General features: G+C 72.3%; 18 protein-coding genes. 10 read left to right on the top strand and 8 right to left on the bottom strand.

What is annotated here, in order from left to right; genetic code table 11:
* Positions 1–95: 95 nt before the first annotated feature.
* Genes AB0N73_RS02410 through AB0N73_RS02390 form a run of 5 tightly spaced genes read right to left on the bottom strand, consistent with a single transcriptional unit; the run spans position 96 to position 6370 of the window.
* Positions 96–1697 carry an ABC transporter ATP-binding protein gene (locus AB0N73_RS02410; RefSeq protein WP_363559986.1) on the bottom strand — a complete coding sequence of 534 codons (1602 nt, stop codon included), beginning with the start codon at positions 1695–1697 and terminating at the stop codon, positions 96–98.
* Entirely contained in the window at positions 1694–2491 is a 798-nt protein-coding gene (locus AB0N73_RS02405; RefSeq protein ID WP_363559984.1) for an ABC transporter permease, read from the bottom strand. Before AB0N73_RS02405 ends, AB0N73_RS02410 begins: the two co-directional genes overlap by 4 nt.
* Positions 2488–3507 (bottom strand): ABC transporter permease, encoded by a 1020-nt coding sequence (locus tag AB0N73_RS02400; protein ID WP_363559982.1) that lies wholly within the window; start codon positions 3505–3507, stop codon positions 2488–2490. The genes AB0N73_RS02405 and AB0N73_RS02400 overlap by 4 nt, the downstream gene beginning before the upstream one ends.
* A complete protein-coding gene (locus AB0N73_RS02395; protein ID WP_363559980.1) occupies positions 3507–5117 on the bottom strand; it encodes an ABC transporter substrate-binding protein in 1611 nt (536 codons plus the stop codon). The genes AB0N73_RS02400 and AB0N73_RS02395 overlap by 1 nt, the downstream gene beginning before the upstream one ends.
* 47 nt (positions 5118–5164) lie before the next feature.
* Entirely contained in the window at positions 5165–6370 is a 1206-nt protein-coding gene (locus AB0N73_RS02390) for an amidohydrolase family protein (protein ID WP_363559978.1), read from the bottom strand.
* A 282-nt stretch (positions 6371–6652) separates the two neighbouring features.
* Here AB0N73_RS02390 and AB0N73_RS02385 point away from each other — a divergent pair, with 282 nt between their 5' ends.
* Both AB0N73_RS02385 and AB0N73_RS02380 read left to right on the top strand, forming a co-directional pair.
* Positions 6653–7135, top strand: a complete 483-nt coding sequence (locus AB0N73_RS02385; protein ID WP_363559976.1) for a PPC domain-containing DNA-binding protein — start codon at positions 6653–6655, stop codon at positions 7133–7135.
* A gap of 44 nt (positions 7136–7179) precedes the next feature.
* Positions 7180–7932 carry a GntR family transcriptional regulator gene (locus AB0N73_RS02380; RefSeq protein WP_363559974.1) on the top strand — a complete coding sequence of 251 codons (753 nt, stop codon included), beginning with the start codon at positions 7180–7182 and terminating at the stop codon, positions 7930–7932.
* 16 nt (positions 7933–7948) lie between these two features.
* Here AB0N73_RS02380 and glsA read toward each other — a convergent pair whose 3' ends face one another.
* Genes glsA through AB0N73_RS02365 form a run of 3 tightly spaced genes read right to left on the bottom strand, consistent with a single transcriptional unit; the run spans position 7949 to position 10289 of the window.
* The gene (gene glsA, locus AB0N73_RS02375) at positions 7949–8887 is read right to left on the bottom strand and encodes a glutaminase A (RefSeq protein WP_363559972.1); all 939 of its coding nucleotides are present in this window, start codon (positions 8885–8887) and stop codon (positions 7949–7951) included.
* 57 nt (positions 8888–8944) lie between these two features.
* Positions 8945–9751, bottom strand: a complete 807-nt coding sequence (locus tag AB0N73_RS02370) for an alpha/beta fold hydrolase (RefSeq protein ID WP_363559970.1) — start codon at positions 9749–9751, stop codon at positions 8945–8947.
* A gap of 49 nt (positions 9752–9800) precedes the next feature.
* Positions 9801–10289, bottom strand: a complete 489-nt coding sequence (locus AB0N73_RS02365) for a nucleoside deaminase (protein WP_363559968.1) — start codon at positions 10287–10289, stop codon at positions 9801–9803.
* Positions 10290–10470: 181 nt separating this feature from the next.
* Here AB0N73_RS02365 and add point away from each other — a divergent pair, with 181 nt between their 5' ends.
* The 8 genes from add (at position 10471) to AB0N73_RS02325 (ending at position 19853) form a co-directional block, all read left to right on the top strand.
* A complete protein-coding gene (gene add / locus AB0N73_RS02360; RefSeq protein WP_363559966.1) occupies positions 10471–11571 on the top strand; it encodes an adenosine deaminase in 1101 nt (366 codons plus the stop codon).
* The gene (locus tag AB0N73_RS02355) at positions 11568–12194 is read left to right on the top strand and encodes a hypothetical protein (RefSeq protein WP_363559964.1); all 627 of its coding nucleotides are present in this window, start codon (positions 11568–11570) and stop codon (positions 12192–12194) included. The genes add and AB0N73_RS02355 overlap by 4 nt, the downstream gene beginning before the upstream one ends.
* A 49-nt stretch (positions 12195–12243) precedes the next feature.
* Positions 12244–13254 carry a BMP family ABC transporter substrate-binding protein gene (locus AB0N73_RS02350; RefSeq protein WP_363559962.1) on the top strand — a complete coding sequence of 337 codons (1011 nt, stop codon included), beginning with the start codon at positions 12244–12246 and terminating at the stop codon, positions 13252–13254.
* Positions 13254–14789 carry an ATP-binding cassette domain-containing protein gene (locus AB0N73_RS02345; protein ID WP_363559960.1) on the top strand — a complete coding sequence of 512 codons (1536 nt, stop codon included), beginning with the start codon at positions 13254–13256 and terminating at the stop codon, positions 14787–14789. Before AB0N73_RS02350 ends, AB0N73_RS02345 begins: the two co-directional genes overlap by 1 nt.
* Positions 14786–16597, top strand: coding sequence for an adenine deaminase C-terminal domain-containing protein (locus tag AB0N73_RS02340; RefSeq protein ID WP_363559958.1), 1812 nt, complete (start codon positions 14786–14788; stop codon positions 16595–16597). Before AB0N73_RS02345 ends, AB0N73_RS02340 begins: the two co-directional genes overlap by 4 nt.
* Positions 16597–17763 (top strand): hypothetical protein, encoded by a 1167-nt coding sequence (locus AB0N73_RS02335; RefSeq protein WP_363559956.1) that lies wholly within the window; start codon positions 16597–16599, stop codon positions 17761–17763. The genes AB0N73_RS02340 and AB0N73_RS02335 overlap by 1 nt, the downstream gene beginning before the upstream one ends.
* Positions 17760–18674, top strand: coding sequence for an ABC transporter permease (locus AB0N73_RS02330; RefSeq protein ID WP_363559954.1), 915 nt, complete (start codon positions 17760–17762; stop codon positions 18672–18674). The genes AB0N73_RS02335 and AB0N73_RS02330 overlap by 4 nt, the downstream gene beginning before the upstream one ends.
* A 66-nt stretch (positions 18675–18740) precedes the next feature.
* Positions 18741–19853, top strand: a complete 1113-nt coding sequence (locus tag AB0N73_RS02325) for an acyl-CoA dehydrogenase family protein (protein WP_363559952.1) — start codon at positions 18741–18743, stop codon at positions 19851–19853.
* The last annotated feature ends 493 nt before the right edge of the window (positions 19854–20346 follow it).

Genomic DNA, 20346 nt, shown 5'->3' with positions numbered 1-20346 from the left:
GCCAGGCGGGGAAAAGTGGGACATGCCGGCCGAAAAGTGGGACATGGTCGGTGGGCGAGAGCTCGCAGGGTGCGCCCACCCCTGCAAGCGTCGACTCAGTCGCGGCGGGAGCCGGGGATCGCGCCGATCAGCTCGCGCGTGTACGGGTCACCGGGGTCGCTGAAGATGCGCTCGGCCGACGCCTGCTCGAGGATCCGACCGCCGCGCATCACCGCGACACGGTCCGAGACCTGCCGGATGACCCCGAGATCATGCGAGATGAACAGGTACGTCAACCCGTGCTCGGCCTGCAGATCGACGAGCAGCTGCAGCACCTGCTCCTGCACCGACACATCGAGCGCCGACACCGGCTCGTCGAGGACGACGAGCTCGGGACGCAGCGCCAGGGCTCGGGCGATCGCCACGCGCTGGCGCTGACCACCCGAGAGCTGCGCGGGTCGCCGCTCGATCAGCTCGGGAGCGAGGCGCACCTGCGACAGCAGATCGCGGACGATTCCGGTGCGCTCGGCGCGGGCCACGCCGAAGGCTGCGAGGGGCTCGGCGATCAGCCGGGCCACCGACATCCGCGGGTCGAGCGAACCGAACGGGTTCTGGTAGACCACCTGGATGCGCCGGCGCAGCTGCCGGAGCGCCTCGCCGCGGAGCGCCGTGATGTCGGCGCCGTCGAAGTGGATGCTGCCGGTGTCTGCCGAGATGATGCGGGCCACCATGCGGGCCGTCGTGCTCTTGCCCGACCCCGACTCGCCCACGAGCGAGAAGGTGGTGCCGCGGGGCACCGCGAACTCGACGGCGTCGACGGCGCGGATGCCGCCGCCGTAGGTCTTGCCGAGCCCCGAGACTTCGAGGAGCGGGGTCCCCGCCTCGAGCTGCACCCGGTCGACGACCGAGGCGGACGGGGTGAGCCGGCGGCTGTTGAGCCCGGGAGCGGCGGCGACGAGGCGTCGGGTGTACGGGTGGGCGGGCGCCGTGAGCACGTCGACCGCGGTGCCGGTCTCCACGATCAGGCCCTTCTCGACGACCACGATGCGGTCGGCTCGGTCGGCCGCGACCGCGAGGTCGTGCGTGACGAGCAGAACGGCGGTGCCGTGGGCGGCCGCGAGCGACTGCATCCGGTCGAGCACGTGCCGTTGCACGGTGGCGTCCAGTGCGCTGGTGGGCTCGTCCGCGATCACCAGGTCGGGCTCGCAGGCCCACGCGATGCCGATCAGCACACGCTGGCGAAGCCCGCCGGAGAGCTCGTGCGGGTACTGGCCGACGCGCAACTCGGGGTCGGGGATGCCGACCTCGCGGAGGATCTCGACCGCGCGCGCGGCGGCGGCAGCCCGATCGAGCCGCCGGTGACGGCGCAGCGTCTCGGCGATCTGCTCGCCGATGCGCATGAGCGGGTTGAGGCTGTGCGAGGGATCCTGCGGCACGAAGCCGATCCGGCCGCCGCGGATACGACGCAGCGCCGCCTGCGGGGTCTTCAGCAGGTCGGAGCCGTCGAACACGATGGCCCCGGAGCGCGTGCGGGCCTCGACGGGCAGGAGCCGCACGAGCGCCGAGGCGATCGTGCTCTTGCCCGAGCCCGATTCACCGACCACGGCGACGATCTCGCCGCGGCCGACCTCGAGGTCCACGCCGCGGACGGCGGGGTGGGCCTTACGGCCGGTGCCGTAGTCGATGCGGAGGTCGGTGACCTTCAGCAGAGCGGTCATCGGTCGCCTCCGATCCAACGGGCCGCGCGGTTGACGGCCAGCACCACCGCCAGGATGACGGCGCCGGGCAGCAGGCTGAGCCACGGGGCGGTGGCCACGAAGTCGCGCCCGGACGACACGAGCGCACCCCACTCCGGAGCGGGCGGCTGGGCGCCGAACCCGAGGAAGCTGAGCGCCGACACCGACAGGATCGCGAGGGCGAGCTCGAGCGAGGCCATCGCGATGATCGGCCGCGCGGCGTTGGGCAGCACGTGGCGCACGAGGATCGCCGGGCCGCGGGCGCCGAGCGTGCGCGCCGCCTCGACGTACTCCTCGCTGCGTACCCGCAGCACCTGAGCACGCATGACGCGGGCGAAGGCGCCGGCGGTGCCGAGCCCGACGCCGAGGGCGATCGAGAGCGGTCCGAAGCCGAGCGAAGCGACGACGATGAGGGCGAGGAGGATGCCGGGGATGGCGATCAGCACGTCGACGAAGCGCATCGCGACGAAGTCGACGGGGCCGCCGAGGTAGCCGCACACGAGTCCGACGATCGAGCCGATCAGCACACCGGCGACGACCGCGAGGGCCGCGGCCGACAGCGAGAGCTGCGCACCGTAGACCACGCGCGAGAAGACGTCGCGGGCGAGGTGGTCGGTGCCGAACAGGTGCTCGAGGCTCGGGGGTGCGAGCCTCGCTGTGCCGACCGAGTCGAACGGGTCGTAGGGGGCGATGAGCTGGGGCGCGATCATCGCGAAGACGACGACCGCGATGAACAGCAGCGAGATCAGCAGACCGGGTTTGCGCAGGATGCTCATCGCTTCGCCTCCGTTCGTCCGCTCAGCCTCGTTCGGGTGCGCGGATCGATGACGCCGTAGAGACCGTCGACGATGAGGGTCACGACGGCGTAGACGGTGGCGACGACGATGACGACGCCCATCACCACGTTGGTGTCGCGGGCGAGCACGGCATCGACGGTGAGCCGGCCGATGCCGTCGCGCGAGAAGACCGTCTCGACCACGGCGGTGCCGCCGGCGAGATAGCCGATCTGCAGGCCGATGATCGTGATCGAGGGCAGCAGGGCGTTGCGCAGCACATGGCGGACGACGACCGTGCGCTGCGAGAGGCCCTTGGCGTTGGCGGTGAAGACGAAGGGGCTCGCGCCGGCGTCGAACACGGCGGCCGAGAACACCTGGAAGAAGATGGCGCCGGTGGGCAGCGCCAGCGTGATGCCCGGCAGCACGATGCTGGCGAAGCCGTTGGTGCCGGAGGCGGGGAACCAGCCGAATCCGAACGAGAACACGCTGATGAGCACCAGGCCGCTGAGGAACGCGGGGATCGCGATGCCCAGCGGCGGGATCTGCGTGACGACGTTGCGCACCCAGGCCGGCCGGGCGATGTAGGCCCAGACCGTGAACGCCAGCGCGCCGATGAAGCCCAGCACGAGGGCGAAGACCGCCACCGCCGCGGTGTGCGGCAGCGCGCGGCCGATCATGTCGACCACGGGCTGCCCGGTGGCGATCGAGATGCCGAGGTCGCCCCGGAACAGCGCGAGGAAGTTGACGATGTACTGCTGCCACAGCGGCCCGTCGAGGCCGTACCGCTCGCGCAGCGCCTGGAGGGCGGCGGGGTCGGTGGAGGTGGCGTCCCCGCCGCGCAGGGAGAGCGCGGCGAGGACGGGGTCACCGGGCAGCGCGTTGATCAGCAGGAACGCCACGGTGTAGGTCGCCCAGATCACGAAGATGCACTGTGCGATCTTCGGGATCAGGAATCGGGCGATCCGTCGTGCACGTGTTCCGGCGTCCGATCCGACGCGCTGCTCCGGTGCCGCCATCAGTCCGAGGTGACCGCGGTGTCGTACAGGTGCAGGCGGGCGGCCGAGTCGAAGGTGATGCCCTCGACGCCGGCGCGCGAGCCGTGCAGCTGGACGGTCTCGAGCGTCGGGATGACGTAGGCGCGCTCGGCGACGATCTGCTGGATCTGGTCGACGAGGTCCTGACGCGCATCCGCATCCGCCGTCTGCGCCTGCTCCTGGAGCAGGGCCTCGAGCTCGGCGTCGTCCACGATGCCCCAGCGCGACGGGGATGCCGTCGACAGCAGGGAGCGCAGCACGTCGGGGTCGGTGCGGGTCAGGCCGGCGCCGAGCAGCTCGTAGTCGCCCGAGGCGATCGTGCCGAAGAAGTCACCCGAGGCGACCATGTTGAGCTGCAGGTCGATGCCGACCTTCTTGAGCTCGATCTGGGCGGCTTCGAGCACGTCCTGCGCGTAGAAGGCGGTGACGGTGACGCTCAGTCGCTGGCCGTCCTTCTCGTAGATGCCGTCGGAGCCGAGGGTCCAGCCGTCGGCCTCGAGCAGCTCGGTGGCGCCGTCGGGGTCGTAGGCGAGGGTGTCGCCGAGATCGGTGTAGCCGGGGGTCGACGAGGTGAGGACGCTCGTGGGCGCCTGGCCGCTGAGCGAGCCCGCGACGACGTTGATCTGGTCGCGGTCGAGACCCTTGCTGATGGCCTGACGCACGGCCTCGTCGGCGAGGACGCCCGACGAGGTGTTGGCGATGAGCGAGTTCGGCACACCCGGGTTGGGCTTGGCGTACAGGTGGTACGCGTCGCCCGAGAAGCGCGACTCGTCGATGTAGGGCACGTCCTGGATGACGTCGTACTCGCCGGACTCGAGGCCGCCGGTGCGCACGCTCGCCTCGGCGATGATCGGGAACGACACCGAGGTCAGGTAGGCGTCCCCCTGGTGCCCGCGCAGCTCGGACGCCCAGTCGTAGCCCTCACGGCCGACGATCTCGACGGCGTCGTTGGGCACGTAGGACTCGAGCACGAAGGGGCCGGTGCCGACGATCGACTGGCAGCGGTCCTCGCCGGTGGCGGCGACGGTCTCCGCCGACAGGATGCCGAGCGACATCGTGGTGGCGCCCTGCTGGAACTGCACGTTCGGGGCCGAGAAGTTGACCGTGAACTCGGTGTCGCTGGTGACATCCGTGCCCGCGTAGCCGGCGAGGTAGCCGTTGGCGAGGGATGCCGATGCGCCGAGCGCCGAGATGGCGTCGAAGTTGGCGGCGACGACCTCGGAGGTGAGCGGCGTGCCGTCGCTGAAGGTGACGTCGTCGCGCAGGGTGAACGTGTACGACGTCAGGTCGTCCGCGGCCTCCCACGAGGTGGCGAGCCACGGCACGATCTCGCCCGTGTCGGGGTTCTGGTCGAGCAGCGAGTCGGTCAGCTGACGGCCGACGATCAGCGACGTCGTGACCGACGTCTGCTGCGGGTCGAGGCAGGTGGGATCTTCCTTCAGCGCGAACACGATGTTCTGCGCGACGTCGGCGCCGGGGGTGGCGGCCGACTCGGCGGCGCCCGCGGAACAGCCGGCGAGGGCGACCACGGCGGCTGCCGCGGTCAGCGGAACGGCGATGCGCCGGGCTCCGCGAGTACGTGAGGTGATCACTGGGTCTCCTTCGTGCGAGGACAGGGGCTGTGGAGCATGGGGGGAGTTCAGGCCGGCAGTGCGCCGGTGACGAGCTCACCGCGCGCGACGACAGCGACGATGTTCTCGGTGGTCAAGGTGTCGATGTCCTGCCAGGGCTTGCCCCGCACGACGACGAAATCGGCACCGCGGCCCGGCTGCAGCCGCCCGACCGTGGCGGTGAGCCCGATGGCGTCGGCCGCATCCGAGGTTCCGGCGCGGAGCGCCCGCTCGGCGCTCCATCCGAACGAGCGCTTCATGAGGCGCAGCTCCTCGAGCTGGTCACCGAAGCGCACCATGACGCCGTTCGCGTCCGTGCCGAGCACGAAACGGATGCCGGCGGCAGCGGCCCCGGCGAAGTTCTCGTCGCGCTCGGTGACGACGGCGCGGCCCTTCTCGGCGGCGTCGTCGCTGACCGGGAACCGGCGCTCCGCGATCGCGTCGTTGATGAGCAGGGTCGGCGCGACGGGGAGGTTCCGCTCGAGCAGGGTCTCCCAGTGGCGCTCCTGGATGCCGGTGCCGTGCTCGATCGAGTCGACCTCGAACTCGAGCGCGATGTCGACGCCCTCCGCGGTGTGGGTGTGCGCGGCCACCAGCATCCCCAGCGCGTGGGCCTCGTCGACGGTCGCCGCGATCTCCTGCGGGGTCTGGTTGCGCCAGCCCACCTTGTCGCCCATCGACAGCACGCCGCCGCTCGTGAAGATCTTGATGCCGTCGGCACCGGAGCGCGCCCAGCGGCGCACGAGCTTGCGGCACTCGTCGGGCGAGTCGGCCACGGGCGCACGGTGCGGGTAGTGCGGCGGCACGAAGAGGTCGCCGTGACCGGCGGTCATGCCCACCGCGCCGTGCACGCGCAGACGCGGTCCGGGGATGAGGCCGGCGTCGAGGGCACGGGCGGCCGAGAACTGCACGTCGCTGCCCGACAGGTCGCGCAGCGTCGTGACACCGGCGGCGGCCGCGTGCCGGGCGTGGGCGACGACGTGGAGCGAGCGCTCCGACTCGGGGGTGATGAGCGGCCAGGTCAGCCAGTCGGCGGGCGCGGCGCCGGCGGACGAATCGAGGTGCACGTGAGTGTCGATCAGCCCGGGGATGATGCTGAACTCGGACTCCGACGCGGCATCGGCGGGCGTCACCGCGGTGATGCGGTCGCCCTCCCAGCTGAGCGTGGCGGCACCGCGGTCGCTCTCGCCGTCCCAGACGGTGAGGCCGGTGAGGTTCTGCAGGATCGCGGGCACGGAGGACTCCTCGCGGGGACGAAGGTGGGGAAGGGGACGACGGTCGTCGGGGGGCAACGCTGTCCGGATCGCCACCATACCCGCGGCGACACGCCACAAATCAACAAGTGGCGTCATCCGGCGGAATATTTACCGGACTGAAACACGGAGCATTCGCCTGAAATGCGGGGTTCAGCGATGCTGGAACCGGTTCGGTCGTCAGCCGAACAGCACTCGCTTATCGACAAGCGGGTTCAGGCCCGCACACCCCACCCCCACGCCGCCGCGTGAGATCGGAGCACCATGCGCACAGCCGAAGCGACCCCGGGGCGACGGATCGTCGTCATCTTGGAACCCGGTGACGAGGTGCTGTCGTCGCTGGCCGAGGCGAGCCGCCGCCACGACGTGGCGCAGGCCGCCATCACGACCTTCAGCGGTGCGCTGCGCAACGCACGTCTCATCGCCTCCGACACGGTGCCGGCCGACCCCGAGCTGCCCCTGCCGGAATCGGTCGAGATCTTCTACACCGAGGGCGTGGGCTCGGGCACCATCACCCGCGGCGCCGACGGCGAGCCCGTCGTGCACGTGCACGTCGCACTGGGCGCGAAGGACCGTTCGGGGCTCGGCGCGGTCGGGCACCTGCTCCACGGCGAGACGCACTACGTCGTCGAGATCGTCCTCGAGGAGATCCTCGCGCCCACCCTGGTGAGGCGCCCGCATCCCGGGTCGAGCGGCATCCCGATCCTCGATGTGACCGAGAACGACACATCCCCGGAATCCGTCTGAGCCATGATGGGTGCAGCCGCGCTCGCGTCGAGAAGGGTTCGCCCGTGACATACCTGCCCCTGCCCCGGCCGCTCGGCGACCGGGCGCACCTGCGCGTGCTGCACGAGCTGCTGCGGTTCGTGCGCGAAGCGGCCGAGAGCCGCACGCCGCTGCCCGGTGAGCTCGAGCTCACCGCCCGGCTCGACTGCACACGCCAGCAACTGCGCAACGCCATGTCGAGCCTCGAAGCCCAGGGCATCGTGCGCCGCCGGCAGGGGTCGGTCACCACCGTCGACCCCATCGCCCTGCGGCTGAGCGTGCGGCTGGAGGAGCAGTTCGAGCACGCCGAGCTGCTGGACCGCCTGGGCTACCAGTCCCAGGTGCAGACCCTCTCGTCGGAGCGGACGGTGCTCGGCCCCGACGCCGGCGCCGTCATGGAGCTACCCGCCGAGATGCCCGCCTACGTCGTGCGCAAACGCTGGCGCGCGGACGGCGCCGTCGCGATGATTGCCGACGACCTGCTGCCGCTGGACGCACCCGACACCCCGATGGATGCGGATGAGTCGGTCTTCACGGCCGCGGCCCGCGTCTGGGGCGAACCCGTGATCTGGGAGGTCTCGACCCCGGGCGTCGCCACCCTCGACGACACGCTGGCCGAGCTTTTCGAACGCCCGGCGGGCACCCCCGTCATGACGTTCGAGATCGTGGGCATCGGGGCGAGCGGGCGCCGCCTCATGCACAGCGTCGAGTACCACGACCCCGACATCGTGTCGTACTCGCTGGTGCGCACGGTGCGCCCGCCGTGGGGCGGGGTCTGAGCCGACGCCTCCGGGCTCAGCCGCGATCCGCGGCGAAGACGTGCAGGCCGAGGTCGGCGCTCAGCGCCTCGGCCGCCACGCGTCCGCGCACGCTCGTGCCCTGCTCGTCGAGCGGCGGGCTGATGACCGCCGCTCCCAGCGCACCGGGCGCGGAGAGCACGATCGCCCCCGAGACGCCCGACTTCGCCGGGATGCCGACGCCCCGCATCCATCGCCCCGATCCGTCGTAGACGCCGCAGGTCGCCATGACCGACACCACGTCGCGGGCGATCGAGGCCGGCACGACCTGCACACCGGTCACGGGATTGCGGCCGCCGAGGGCGAGGGTCGCCCCCATGACGGCGAGCGCCTCGGCATCCACGAGCGTCGCGCAGGCTCGGGCGTAGACGGCCACCGCATCGTCGGCGCCGACGCGCAGCGTGCCCTCGGCGCGCATGAGGTGCGCGAGGGCGTGGTTGCGGTCGCCCAGCAGGTGCTCGCTCGCGGCGACGTCCTCGTCGACGGTGAGCTCGCGCCCCGCGAAGGACGAGAGCCCCTCGTGGATGCGGGCGTTGCGGGCGTCGACGTCGTCGCCGTCGACCAGCGCCGCGGTCAACAGTGCGCCCGCGTTGACCATGGGGTTCGGCGGGCGGCCGGTGCCGGTCTCGAGCTTGATCGCGTCGAAGGCCTCACCGGTCGGCTCGATGCCGATGCGATCGAGTGCCTCCCCGTCGGTGTCGAGCAACGCCAGGGCGAAGAGGAAGGGCTTCACTGCGGACTGCACGCTGAACGCCGCGTCCGCCTGGGCGCTGGCGCGGATCGAGCCGTCGGGCAGGGCGAGCGCGATGCCGCAGAGGTCGGGGTCGGCGTCGGCCAGCTGCGGGATGCTCGCATCGACCTCGCCGCCGCGCTCGTGGCACACGCGATCCCGGAGCGCATCGAGGTCGTACGAGGTGGGGTCCGAGGCGGAAGTCATCCCCCGAGCCTGCCAGCCCGGCCCGGAAACGGCTCCGGGGCTTGCGCCGCCGGGGGCTCAGGCCGGGGCGTCCTGGAGGAAGGCGAGTCCTTCGCGTCGGAAGTCGCGCGACCCGGGGGCGTTGAAGTGGTGGCGGCCGGGGATCTCGAAGAAGCGGCCCTCGGGGCAGGCGGCGGCGAGCGCCTTCGACCCGTCGATGACGGCGTCGAGCGAGCCGGTGGCGAACAGGATCGGCTGCGCGGGCGCGCGGTCGGGGTCCGGGTCGGAGGCCCCTGACGCCCGCATCCCCTCGGCGATCGCGACGAGGGCCAGCGGGTCGTTGCCCGGTACCCGCTCCACCAGCTGGATGTAGTTCTGGGTGACGCGATCGGTGACCGGAACCCCCTCGGTCAGATAGGCGCGCGCCTGATCGATGTCGAGACGGCTGAGCGGGATGCCGTCGGGCACGCCGCCGAGGATCACCCGCTCGAGGCGGTCGGTCAGATCGAGCGCGACCTCCCAGCCCACGCGGGCGCCGAGCGAGTACCCGACGTAGACGGCGGTGTCGATCAGGTAGGTGTCCAGCACCGCTTCGACGTCGCGCGCCATGGCGCGGAGCCCGTAGTCGCGCGCCTCGTGCGGCTTGTCGCTGGCGCCGTGGCCGCGCTGGTCGACGGCGAGCACGCGGTAGCCGGCGCGCAGCAGATCGCGCACCCATCCCGTGTTCACCCAGTTGTCGCGCGTGCTCGAGGCGAACCCGTGCACGAGCAGCGCGGTGGGGTCGGCGTCATCACCCCAGGAGTACGTCGCGATGCGGAAGCCGTCTTCCGACATCACGAGAACGGGGTCGGGGATCTGGGTCAGGTCGGGCAGCGGCGTACTCACGCCCTCCATCCTCCTCCCGTCCGCTCCGTTCGACGACGGCCGGACGGCGTCAGGCCCAGAATCCGACGTGGGCGAGGGCGGCCTCGTCCTCCAGCAGCGGGCCGACGACCTCGATGGGGCGCTGCCCGCGGGCGAAGACCTCACGGCACGGCAGCGAGAAGGTGGGGTTCTCGGGGTGGTCGCCCGTGAGCCCCAGCAGCCGGTGCTCGGAGAGGGCGTAGACGACGCGGTCGATGCCGCACCAGTACGCCGCACCCGCGCACATCGCGCACGGCTCTGCGCTCGTGAAGAGCGTGGAACCCGCCATGCCGTCCGCCCCGAGCACCCGGAAGGCGGCGGCGACGGCCTGCAGCTCGGCGTGCTGGGTGGGATCCCCCTCGGGCGGGAGCGAGTTGTTGCCGCACGACGCGACGATCTCGCCCGCCGCGCTCACCACGATCGAGCCGAAGGGATGCGTGCCGCTCGCGCGAGCGCGCTCGGCCACGGCGATGCTCTCGCGCAGGAATCCGAGGTCGTCTTCTGTCAGCTCGTGCGCCATCGTCTCCCCTTGTGAACAAGTGCTACGTCTCGACTTTCACCGTAACGCGTGAATCCCCGAGAATCAGCGGCAGCAGTTACGCGGGTGTTACAAGCACCGAACGACCTGTCGTCAACTTGTCAACAAGTGCCGTCGGGCCGATACGGTTCCTGAGCAACCCACCCGCTTTCGAAAGGGCCCCATGCCGTACTCCCCCGCCACCGCTCGGATCGACGAGGAAGCGATCCGCGCGCTGCCGAAGGCTGAAGTCCACGTCCACCTCGAGGGCACGTTCTCCCTGCTCGACCTGCTGACGCTGGCGAAGGAGAACGCGGTCGCCCTCCCGGGCCCGGCCGCGACGCTCTTCGACATCTCCACCCACACCGGCTTCGACGCCCCCGACGTCACGACCGGCGGAGGCGCCGGCGCCGGTTCCGCCGGCCTCTCGGGCTTCCTGCGCTTCCTCGACTGGCAGTGCGGTCTCGTGCGCACCCCGGCGCAGGCCGCCCGGGTGGCCTACGCCTTCGCGGCACGCCAGAGCGCCTCCGGCATCCGCTACAGCGACGTGATCGTCAATCCCACGCACTGGAACGCCTGGCGCGGGCGCGACCTCGCCCTCTTCGACGCGCTCGCGGCCGGCTTCGACGAGGCCGACCAGGACGGCCTGTGCCGGGTGGGCATGGCGTACTCGCTGCTGCGCAACCAGAGCGCCGCCGAGGCCGAGGCCGCGGTCGCGGGCCTCGTCTCCGCCCGCCCGCGCCGCGTCGTCGCACTGTCGGTCGACGGCGACGAGAAGGTCACCGGTCGCACCGGCGAGAAGTTCCAGCACGCCTTCGCCGCCGCCGCGCGCGCCGGCCTCCGCCGCACCGTCCACGCCGGCGAGTCGAGCGGGCCCGAGGGCGTCTGGGACGCCATCGACCTGCTGCAGGCCGAACGCATCGACCACGGGGTGCGCGCGATCGAGGACCCCGCCCTCATCGAACGTCTCATCGCCGACGACATCAGCCTCGGCGTGTGCCCCCGCTCCAACGTCACCCTCGGCATCTACCCCAGCTGGGAGCAGCACCCGCTCCGCCGGCTGCTCGACGCCGGTGTCCCGGTCACCCTCAACACCGACGACCCGGCGCCGCTCGGATCGACGCTCGAGTCGGACTGGGCGGTCGCCGCGGAGCAGTTCGGCTTCACCTACGACGACCTCGTCGGCTTCGCCGCCCGGTCGATCGAGGCCTCCTTCGCCGATGCCGACACGAAGGCCGCCCTCCGTGCCGACCTCGCCGAGCACACGGCGGTCGTTCCCGCATGATCCGTCGCCGTCGCCAGCTGATCGCCCTCGCCGCCTGCGGCGCGGGGGCGATCGCGCTGGCGACGGCCGTCTCCGCATCGGCGTGGGCGACCGACGACCGTGTCGAGCTCGCCACGGTCGTCGCATCCTGGCCGGCCGCGTACGAGGCCACCGGGATGAAGTCCGAACCGCTGTACACCGAGCACATCGCCGTGTCGCGCGACGACGACACGTTCCGGGTGCGCATCGAGGTGCTCGGGCAGGGCGACGCGGCGCTCGGCACGCAGGACAGCACCGTGCGCGTGGCGGACGACGGCACGGTCTCGTGGGTGTCGGGCTGCACCAAGACGCCCGCGCTCTGCGCCGACGACACCCAGCTGCGGGGCTTCCTCGCCACGGCGGCGCTCGTGGGCCTCGACCGGCAGGGGCGTCTGCCCGCCACCGGCACGGCCCGCGACCTGCACGGCACCGCCGTCGTCTGCGTCGCCGACGCCGACCTGCACCCGGATGCGGCGCCCGCCACCGTGCGACTCGACCCCTGCTTCGACCGCGCGACCGGTGCGGTGGTCGGGCACTACTCGCCCGGCAGCGACGCCTTCGTCGGCGCGACCCTCGCCCCCGGCTTCACCGTGACCGGCCCCTGACTTCCCCCGCAAAACCCCATCCACAGCACGCCCCGAAAGGACCCACCCCATGCGCACCCGCCCTCTCCTCGCCGCAACCGTGGCCGCCACCGCCGCGATCGCCCTCGCCGGCTGCTCCGTCTCCGTCTCCGAGACCTCGGAGACCGTCACCAGCGACGACGTCGTCCGCGTCGGCGCCCTCACGCCCGGCAACGCCAACGACGGCGCGTTCAACCAGTCGCTCGCCGACGCCCTCGCCCAGCTCGAAGAAGAAGGCCTCATCGAGTACGAGCTGCGCGAGCAGATGGCCGACCCCGCCACGAGCGAGCCGGTCGCCGCCGACTTCGCCAGCCAGGGCTTCGACCTCGTCATCGGCCACGGCATCGAGCTCGGTGACGCGATCTTCTCGGTCGCCGAGGACTTCCCCGACACCGCGTTCACCGCGTCGGGCGGCCTCGACATCCTCGACCGCTACACCGACAACGTCGAGACCTGGACCTACGACTCCTCGCAGGTCGGCTACCTCTCGGGCTACATCGCGGGCCTCACCGGCGCCACCCCCATCGGTCGCGTCGAGAGCATGGAGCTCGACTTCGTCGTCGCCACCGACGAGTTCTTCCAGCAGGGTGTCGCGGCCGCGAACCCGGCCGCGTCGCTCCTGCCCGTCGTCTACGCCGGCAGCTTCGACGACGCCGAGGCCGCCGCATCCGCCACGACGGGTCTGATCGACCAGGGCGCGCAGCTCGTCTACACGACCGGTGACGGCATCGCCGCGGGTGTCGGCGCCGCCGCCGCCGAGGCCGGCGTGCTCTCGATCGGCGTCTCGCCGGCCGCGGGTGCCGAGGCGCTCGCGACGAACGTCTCGACGGTCGACATCGACATGTACCCGATCGTGAAGGCCTGGGTCGAAGAGGTCGCCGATGGCGAGTTCGGCGGCAAGGGCGTCACCTCGACGCTGGCCAACGGCGGCATCGTCTTCCAGGAGATCAACGACGTCGACGGCGCCGTGCCCGCCGACGTCGCCGCCAAGGTCGACGAGCTGATCGCCGGCCTCGCAGACGGAAGTGTCACCATCTCCTGATGAGCTTCTCTGCTTCCGAGACCGACCGGGCGCTCGTCGCCCGGTCGGTCTCCAAGACCTTCGGCGCCGTGCGGGCCCTCGACGACGTCGACATCGTCGTGCGTCCCGGCACGGTGCATGCCCTCGTGGGCGAGAACGGAGCAGGCAAGTCGACGCTCGCGAAGATCCTCGCGGGCATCGAACCGGCCGGCCGCGGCACGATGACGCTGGACGGCACCCCCTACGCACCCCGCGACCGCGCCGACGGGAAGACGCGCGGCATCAACATGGTGCCGCAGCAGCTCAGCCTGGTGGGCGAGCTGACCCTGGTCGAGAACCTGCTGCTGGTCGGCGAGCGCCGCATCGCCCGACGACGCACGGCCCGCGCCCTGCTGGTCGACACCCTGGCCCGCGCGGGCGTCTCGGTCGATCTCGACGTCCCCACGGCGCGCCTCAGCCAGGCGCACCGCCAGCTCGGCGAGATCGTCGTCGCGCTGGCCGAAGGCGCGACCACCCTGATCCTGGACGAGCCGACCGCGAGTCTCGGTCCGCTCGAGGTCGGCGGCCTGTTCGCCCATCTGCGCGCGCTCTGCGAGAGCGGCACCGCGGTCGTCCTCATCACCCACCGTCTCGACGAGGTCCGCGCCGTCGCGGACGAAGTGACGGTGCTCTCGCACGGACGCCGCGTGCACCACGGCGACGCGCGCGGACTCTCCCCCGCCGAGATCGCCCGCCTCATGGTCGGCGACCTTCCCGACCCCGCTCCCCGAGCGCCGCGCACGCCGGGGTCTCCGGTCCTCAGCGCGCACGCCGTCAGCGCCGACGCCGAGACGGATGCGGCGCTCGCCGAGCTCTCGCTCACCCTCCGCGCCGGCGAGATCGTCGGCGTCGCGGGCGTCGCGGGCAGCGGGCAGAACACGCTCGTCGACGTCCTCGCGGGGCTCCGAGCACCCACATCCGGCCACCTCGAGTTCGAGGGCAGCACCGCCCCCACCGCCGTCGATCTGCTGCGCGGGGGCGTCGCCTGGATCCCCGAGGAGCGCTCCGACGCGCTCGTGCCCACCCTCACGCTCGGCGACACCCTGTCGCTGTACGCCGCCGCCCGTGGCACACGGTCGACGCGTGCCGAGCGGCGCGCCGTCCGCGGCGGCGCCGCCGATCATCTGCGCGACTTCGACGTGCGCCCGCCCGTCCCCGCCCTCGCCGCCGGCGGCCTCTCGGGCGGCAACCAGCAGAAGCTCCTCGTCTCGCGCGAACTGGGTCCCACCGGCCCCGGCGGCGGCGCACCGCGCGCGGTGCTGGCGTACGGCCCCACGCAGGGACTCGACCTGCGTGCCGCGCAGGCCATCCGCGACCGGTTGATCGCGGCCGCCGAAGCCGGCGCCGCCGTGCTCGTGGCCTCGCACGACCTCGAGGAGATCCGCGGGCTCGCCGACCGTGTCCTCGTGATGTTCTCCGGGCGCATCGTCGCCGACCTGCCCGCAGCCCAGGCCACCACCACGCGCGTCGGCGCGGCCATGGCGGGACTCGACGCGAACGCCGAGGAGGCGTCATGACCGAACTGACCGAACTGCTGCCCACCACGGCCGAGCTCGTGCGGTTGCGCGCCGTGGCCGCCGGCCACGTACGTCCCGACGTCATCGTCCGCGGCGGCCTGGTGCAGTCGCCCGGCACCGAGGAGTGGCTCGAGCGCGACGTGCTGATCGCCGGCCGCCACATCGCCGCCCTCACCCCCTGGGATCACGTCGCCGAGGCGAGCACCGAGATCGACGCCCGCGGCTCGCACGTCGTGCCCGGCTTCATCGACACCCACCTGCACATCGAGTACACCAACCTCACCCCCGGCGAGCTCGCCCGCCTGTCCGTGGCCCGCGGCACGACGACCGTGCTGACCGACCCGAACGGTTCGGCGAACGTGTGGGGGGCCGCGGGCATGGACGTGCTGCTGCGCACCGACACCCCGCTGCACGTGTTCCAGCAGGTGTCGCCGACGACCCCGGGCTCATTCGACCTGGAGCGCGGCGGCGCCGTCATCCCCGAGGACGTCGTGCGCGCCCGACTGCACGACGACGTCACCGTCACGCTCGGCGAGACCAACCCGTTCGACTTCGGCGAGATCTCGACGGGACGCTTCCGCGAGGCGCTCGTGGCCGGCCGGCGGATCACCGGGCACACCGCCGCGCAGACGCACGAGACGCTGTGGGGGTACCTGGCCGCCGGCATCAGCGACGATCACAACGCCGCGACCGTCGAGGAGGTCCTGGAGCGCACGCGACTGGGCGCCATGATCACCGTGATGGGCTCGTCCCTGACCGACAACACCGTGCCGCTCTTCGCCGACCTCGACGCGATCGCCCCGGCTCTGCGACACCTCAGCTTCTGCGCCGACGACAAGCACGCCCACGACCTGAGCACCCAGGGCCACATCGACCACCACGTGCGCCAGGCGATCCGCTTCGGGATCGACCCGCAGCTCGCCTACCGCATGGCCACGACGCAGCCCGCGCACTACTACCGGCTCGATCAGGCGGTCGGCGTCCTCGCCCCGTCGCGCCTGGCCGACCTCCAGATCATCCCCGACCTCGCCGAGGTGCGCCCCTCCGTCGTGATCGTCGCCGGCGAGGTCGTCGCGCGCGACGGCGCCGCCCTGTTCGCGAACACGGACGAGCTGCCCGACTGGGTCTACGGCACCGTCCACCTCCCCGACGTGCAGGCGCCCGACCTGCTGCGCGTCTCGGCACCCGACGACGCCGCGACCGTGCAGGTGCGGGCGATGGAGATGTACAACGGGTACTTCAAGCGCGCCTTCACGGCGACCCTCCCGGTCGTCGACGGCGAGGTGGCCGCCGACCCCGCGCAGGACGTCCTGAAGATCGCGGTCATCGACCGCCACCACGGCGAGGGTCTCGCCGGCATCGGATTCGTGCGGGGCTTCGGCCTGCGACGCGGGGCGATCGCGATCACCATGAACTGCCCCAACATGAACATCTCGGTCGTGGGCGCCGACGACGCGTCCATGCGCCTCGCCGTCGAAGAACTGGGGCGGATGGGGGGCGGTTTCGTCACGGTCGCCGACGGCGAGGTCGTCGGGCGCGTGCCGCTGCCGGTGGGCGGCATGATGAGCGCCGCCCCGTTCGAGGAGACCGCGGCGGCGCTGGCCGCAGGCCACGCGGCCACGCACGCGCTGGGATGCCGCATCCCCTCGCCGTACATCATCCTGTCGTTCGTGGGCCTCTACGCCGTTCCCGACCTGGGGCTCACCGAACTCGGGCTCATCGACGCCGCCACCCAGCGGTTCGTCGAGGTGCTCCTGCCCGGGCCCGTCGACGCCTGCGGCCACGACCACGCCGACGGCGGCGTGTGATGTCGGCCCGCGTCCGCAGTCTGGTGCTCACCGGCGCCGTCGTCGCGGCGGTGCTGCTGGTCGCCACCGCCCTCATCCTGTTCGCCGGCGCCGACCCGCTCACAGGACTCCGCGGACTCGTCGAGGGCGTCTCGAGCTCGCCCTACCGCGTGGGCGAGCTGCTCGTCGGAGCTGTCCCCATCGCGATCGTCGCACTCACCCTCATCCCGGCCCTCCGCGCCGGCGTGTTCTCGGTGGGCGCCGAGGGCCAGGTGACGATCGGCGCCATCCTCGCCACCGCCGCCGTCCTCGGTCTCCGAGACCTCACCGGCGACGCCGCGCCCGCGCCGCTGTACTGGGTCGTCGGGATGATCGCGGGGGCCGTCGGCGGTGCCGCGTTCGCGCTGATCCCCGCCTGGCTCGCCTCCCGCTGGCGCGTCAACGTGATCCTCTCGACGCTGCTGCTCAACTACGTCGCCATCGGCATCCTCGGCTTCACGCTGCGCACCTGGCTCGCGAGCCCCGACGACACCGCCACGCCGCAGAGCGAACGCCTGCCGGAGGCCGCGTCGCTGCCCGCCCTCATCCCCGGCACCCGCGCCCACATCGGCGTGCTGCTGGTCATCGTGGCCGTCGTCGTGTTCGAGTGGTGGCGTCGCACCTCGCAGGCCACCCGCGTGGCCGTCTTCGCCGAGCGCCCCGCCCTCGCCCTGCGTCTGGGTGCCACGCGCACCCGCACCCTGTACGGCACCATGCTCGTCTCCGGCGCGGGCGCCGGCGTCGTCGGCTGGATGCAGATCGCCGGCGTCAACGAGCGGCTCCTCGGCTCGGTGTCGGGCGGCGTCGGCTTCTCGGGACTCGCCGTGGCGCTGCTCGGCGGGCTGCTGCCGGTCGGCATCGCGGCGGCCGCGGTCTTCTTCTCGGCTCTCACCGTGGGCGCGGTCGGCATGCAGTCCGCCACCGGCACCATCCCCTCCTCCATCTCCGATGTCATCAAGGGAGTGCTGCTGCTGGGCGTCGCCGTCATCGCCGCCTCGCGGCCGGGTCTCGTGGCCCCCGCGCATCCGGCTCCCGCGCCGGCCCCCGACGACGGTGCGTTCGCTCCGAGTGAGATCGCCGACGCCACCGCAGCATCGGGCGAACCCGCGCTCGAACCGGCCACCACCGACACGGAGACCACCCGATGAGCATCGAACTCTGGGCCTCGATCCTCGCCGGGGCGCTCGCGCTGGCGACCCCGCTGGTGATCGCCGGCCTCGGTGAGGGCTTCGTCGAGCGCGCGGGCCGCCTCAACCTCGGCATCGAGGGCATGATGATCCTCGGAGCCTTCTCGGGGGTGTTCGCCGGCAGCTTCTTCGGGCCGTACGCGGGCCTGCTGGCGGCGGTCGTGACCGGCATCCTGCTGGCGCTGCTGATGAACGTGCTCGTCTACGCGCTGAAGGCCAACGAGATCGTCGTGGGCCTCGCGATCACGATGCTCGGGCTGGGCTTGTCGACCTACCTCTACCAGCTGTGGGTTCCCGCCGGCACGACGAACGTCAGCGTCCCGACCATCGCCCGCCTCGACATGGGCCCGCTCACCGACATCCCGCTGATCGGACCGATGCTGTTCGGACAGAGCCCGCTCGTCTACGGCACCGTGCTTCTGCTGGTCGCCGCGTGGGCGGTCATGCGGTTCACGCGCTTCGGCCTGCAGGTGCGCGCCGTCGGCGCCGACCCGACCTCCGCCGCCCTGCGCGGCGTCCGCCCCCGTGCGGTCGGAGCACGTGCCCTCATCATCGGCGGCGCGCTGGCGGGTCTCGCCGGCGCCGTCATCTCGCTCGGCGTCATCGGTTCGTTCACGCCCAACATGACGGCCGGCCGCGGCTACATCGTGCTCGCGATCGTCATCATGGGGCGCATGACACCCATCGGCATCGCCCTGGGCGCCGTGCTGTTCGGCTTCCTGCAGAGCTTCTCGCTGCTCTCGCAGTCCACCAGCATCCAGCTGCCGAGCGAGGTCTACCAGACGCTCCCCTACGTCGTGACCCTGATCGTGCTCGTGCTGACCTCGCGCGCGCAGCTGCGTCGCCAGGCCAGCCGCCTGAGCTTCGCCTGACCCGCCCTCCTCCTTCGTCCCCGCCCCTTCGTCCCCGCTCCTTCGTCCCCGACCGAAAGACCCGCCATGCTCAGCCGCCCCTCGTCCGTCGCCGTTCCCACCTCCGAGCAGCACTGGGTCGACACCGTCACCGCCCTCGCATCCCGATTCGGTGAGACCGTCGCCGCCGACGATGCCGCGGCGCGACTGCCCATCGAGCACCTGCGCGAGCTGAACTCCTCGGGCCTCGACGTCGCGTTCCTGCCGCGCGAGCACGGGGGCGAAGCGCTCTCGTACGCCACGCTGGGCGCGATCGTGCGCACGCTCGCGGCATCCCACCCCGCCGTGGCGACGGTGTGGCTCATGCACCTGGGCGCCGCGCACGCGCTCGTCACCCTCTCGAACGACGAGCAGGCCGCGTTCTTCGCCGCCGAGCTGGCCGCCGGCAAGCGGTTCGCGAACGCCCTCTCGGAGCCCGCAGGCGGCAACCACTTCCTCGCGTCGCAGCAGGATGCCGACGTCGTCGGCGACGACTGGGCGCTCACCGGTCGCAAGCTCTTCGTCTCGGGATCCGAGGCCGCCGATCACCTCTTCCTCAACGCCCGCGTCGACGGCGGCCCGGCGTTCTTCGGCGTGACGATCGACGACACCGTCTCGTTCCCTCCGATCGACGAGACGATGGGCATGCGCGCGACGCGCAGCCGCACCATCCTGTTCGACGGCACGCCGCTGCTGCGCTCGCGCCTCACCGGCCCGCCCGCACCCGAGTACGCCAACCTCATCACCGTCGGCTTCGCGTTCCTCTCGATCGGCATCGCCGAGTCGGCGATCGACGCCCTGTCGACCACGGCGAACCGCAGCAAGGGCGGCACGAGCCTGGCCGACGTGTCGTGGGTCAAGCAGGAGACCGGACTCGCGTGGGCCGAGGTGACTGCCGCCAAGCTCATGGCCGAGCGCACCGCCTGGCTCGCCGACCAGCGCTCGCCCGAGTCCATGCCCGCCGCGACCGAGACCAAGATGCTCGCGAACGAGGTCGCCAAGCGCGCCGCCGCGCTCGCGGTGCGGGTCGGCGGTGGCGGCGGATACCTCGTGGCCTCCCCCATCCAGCGCATCTTCCGCGACGCGCAGGCCGGCGCCCTCATGGCCTACTCCGTGCCCTTCAGCTCCGAGCTCGTCGGCGGCTGGGTCCTCGGCGCCTGACCCGCCTGCGGGTGCGGGTGCGGGGTGGGGTCGGGCCGGGGCGGAGTGGCGTCGGGCCGGGGTACTGGCGGCGGCTGCACAACGGCGGACCGAAGCGCCCGACACCCCGCATCCACACCCTCAGCCCCGGCGTGTCGCCCGCCCCATCCGCCGTTGTGCACGGGATGGGGCAGGCCCGACCCTCGGTGGGCCCCGCCCGGGCCATGGGTGAGAACGGGCACGCGGCCCGGACCCCACCCGCACAACGGCGGAACAACGAGCGCGACACCCCGTATCCACACCCCCGGGCCCGGCGTGTCGCCCGCCGCATCCGCCGTTGTGCACGGGATGGGGCGACTCAGGCGTCCGCCGTTGTGCAGAGCGAGGGATGCGGGCCGCCCGGCGTGCCCGATGGGCGCCGAGCATGACCACCCACCCACCCCACCCCCCCCCCCCCCCCCGCCGGGCGCGCGGGCGGCCCCGCCCGCGCGGGGCCGCCGGGGGCCGCCCCCCC

Origin of the sequence: Microbacterium sp. NPDC089189 (assembly GCF_040685095.1) — a bacterium.
Taxonomy (GTDB): domain Bacteria; phylum Actinomycetota; class Actinomycetes; order Actinomycetales; family Microbacteriaceae; genus Microbacterium.
Note: the sequence above shows the minus strand (reverse complement) of the source record. Positions and strands in the feature narration are given on the sequence as shown.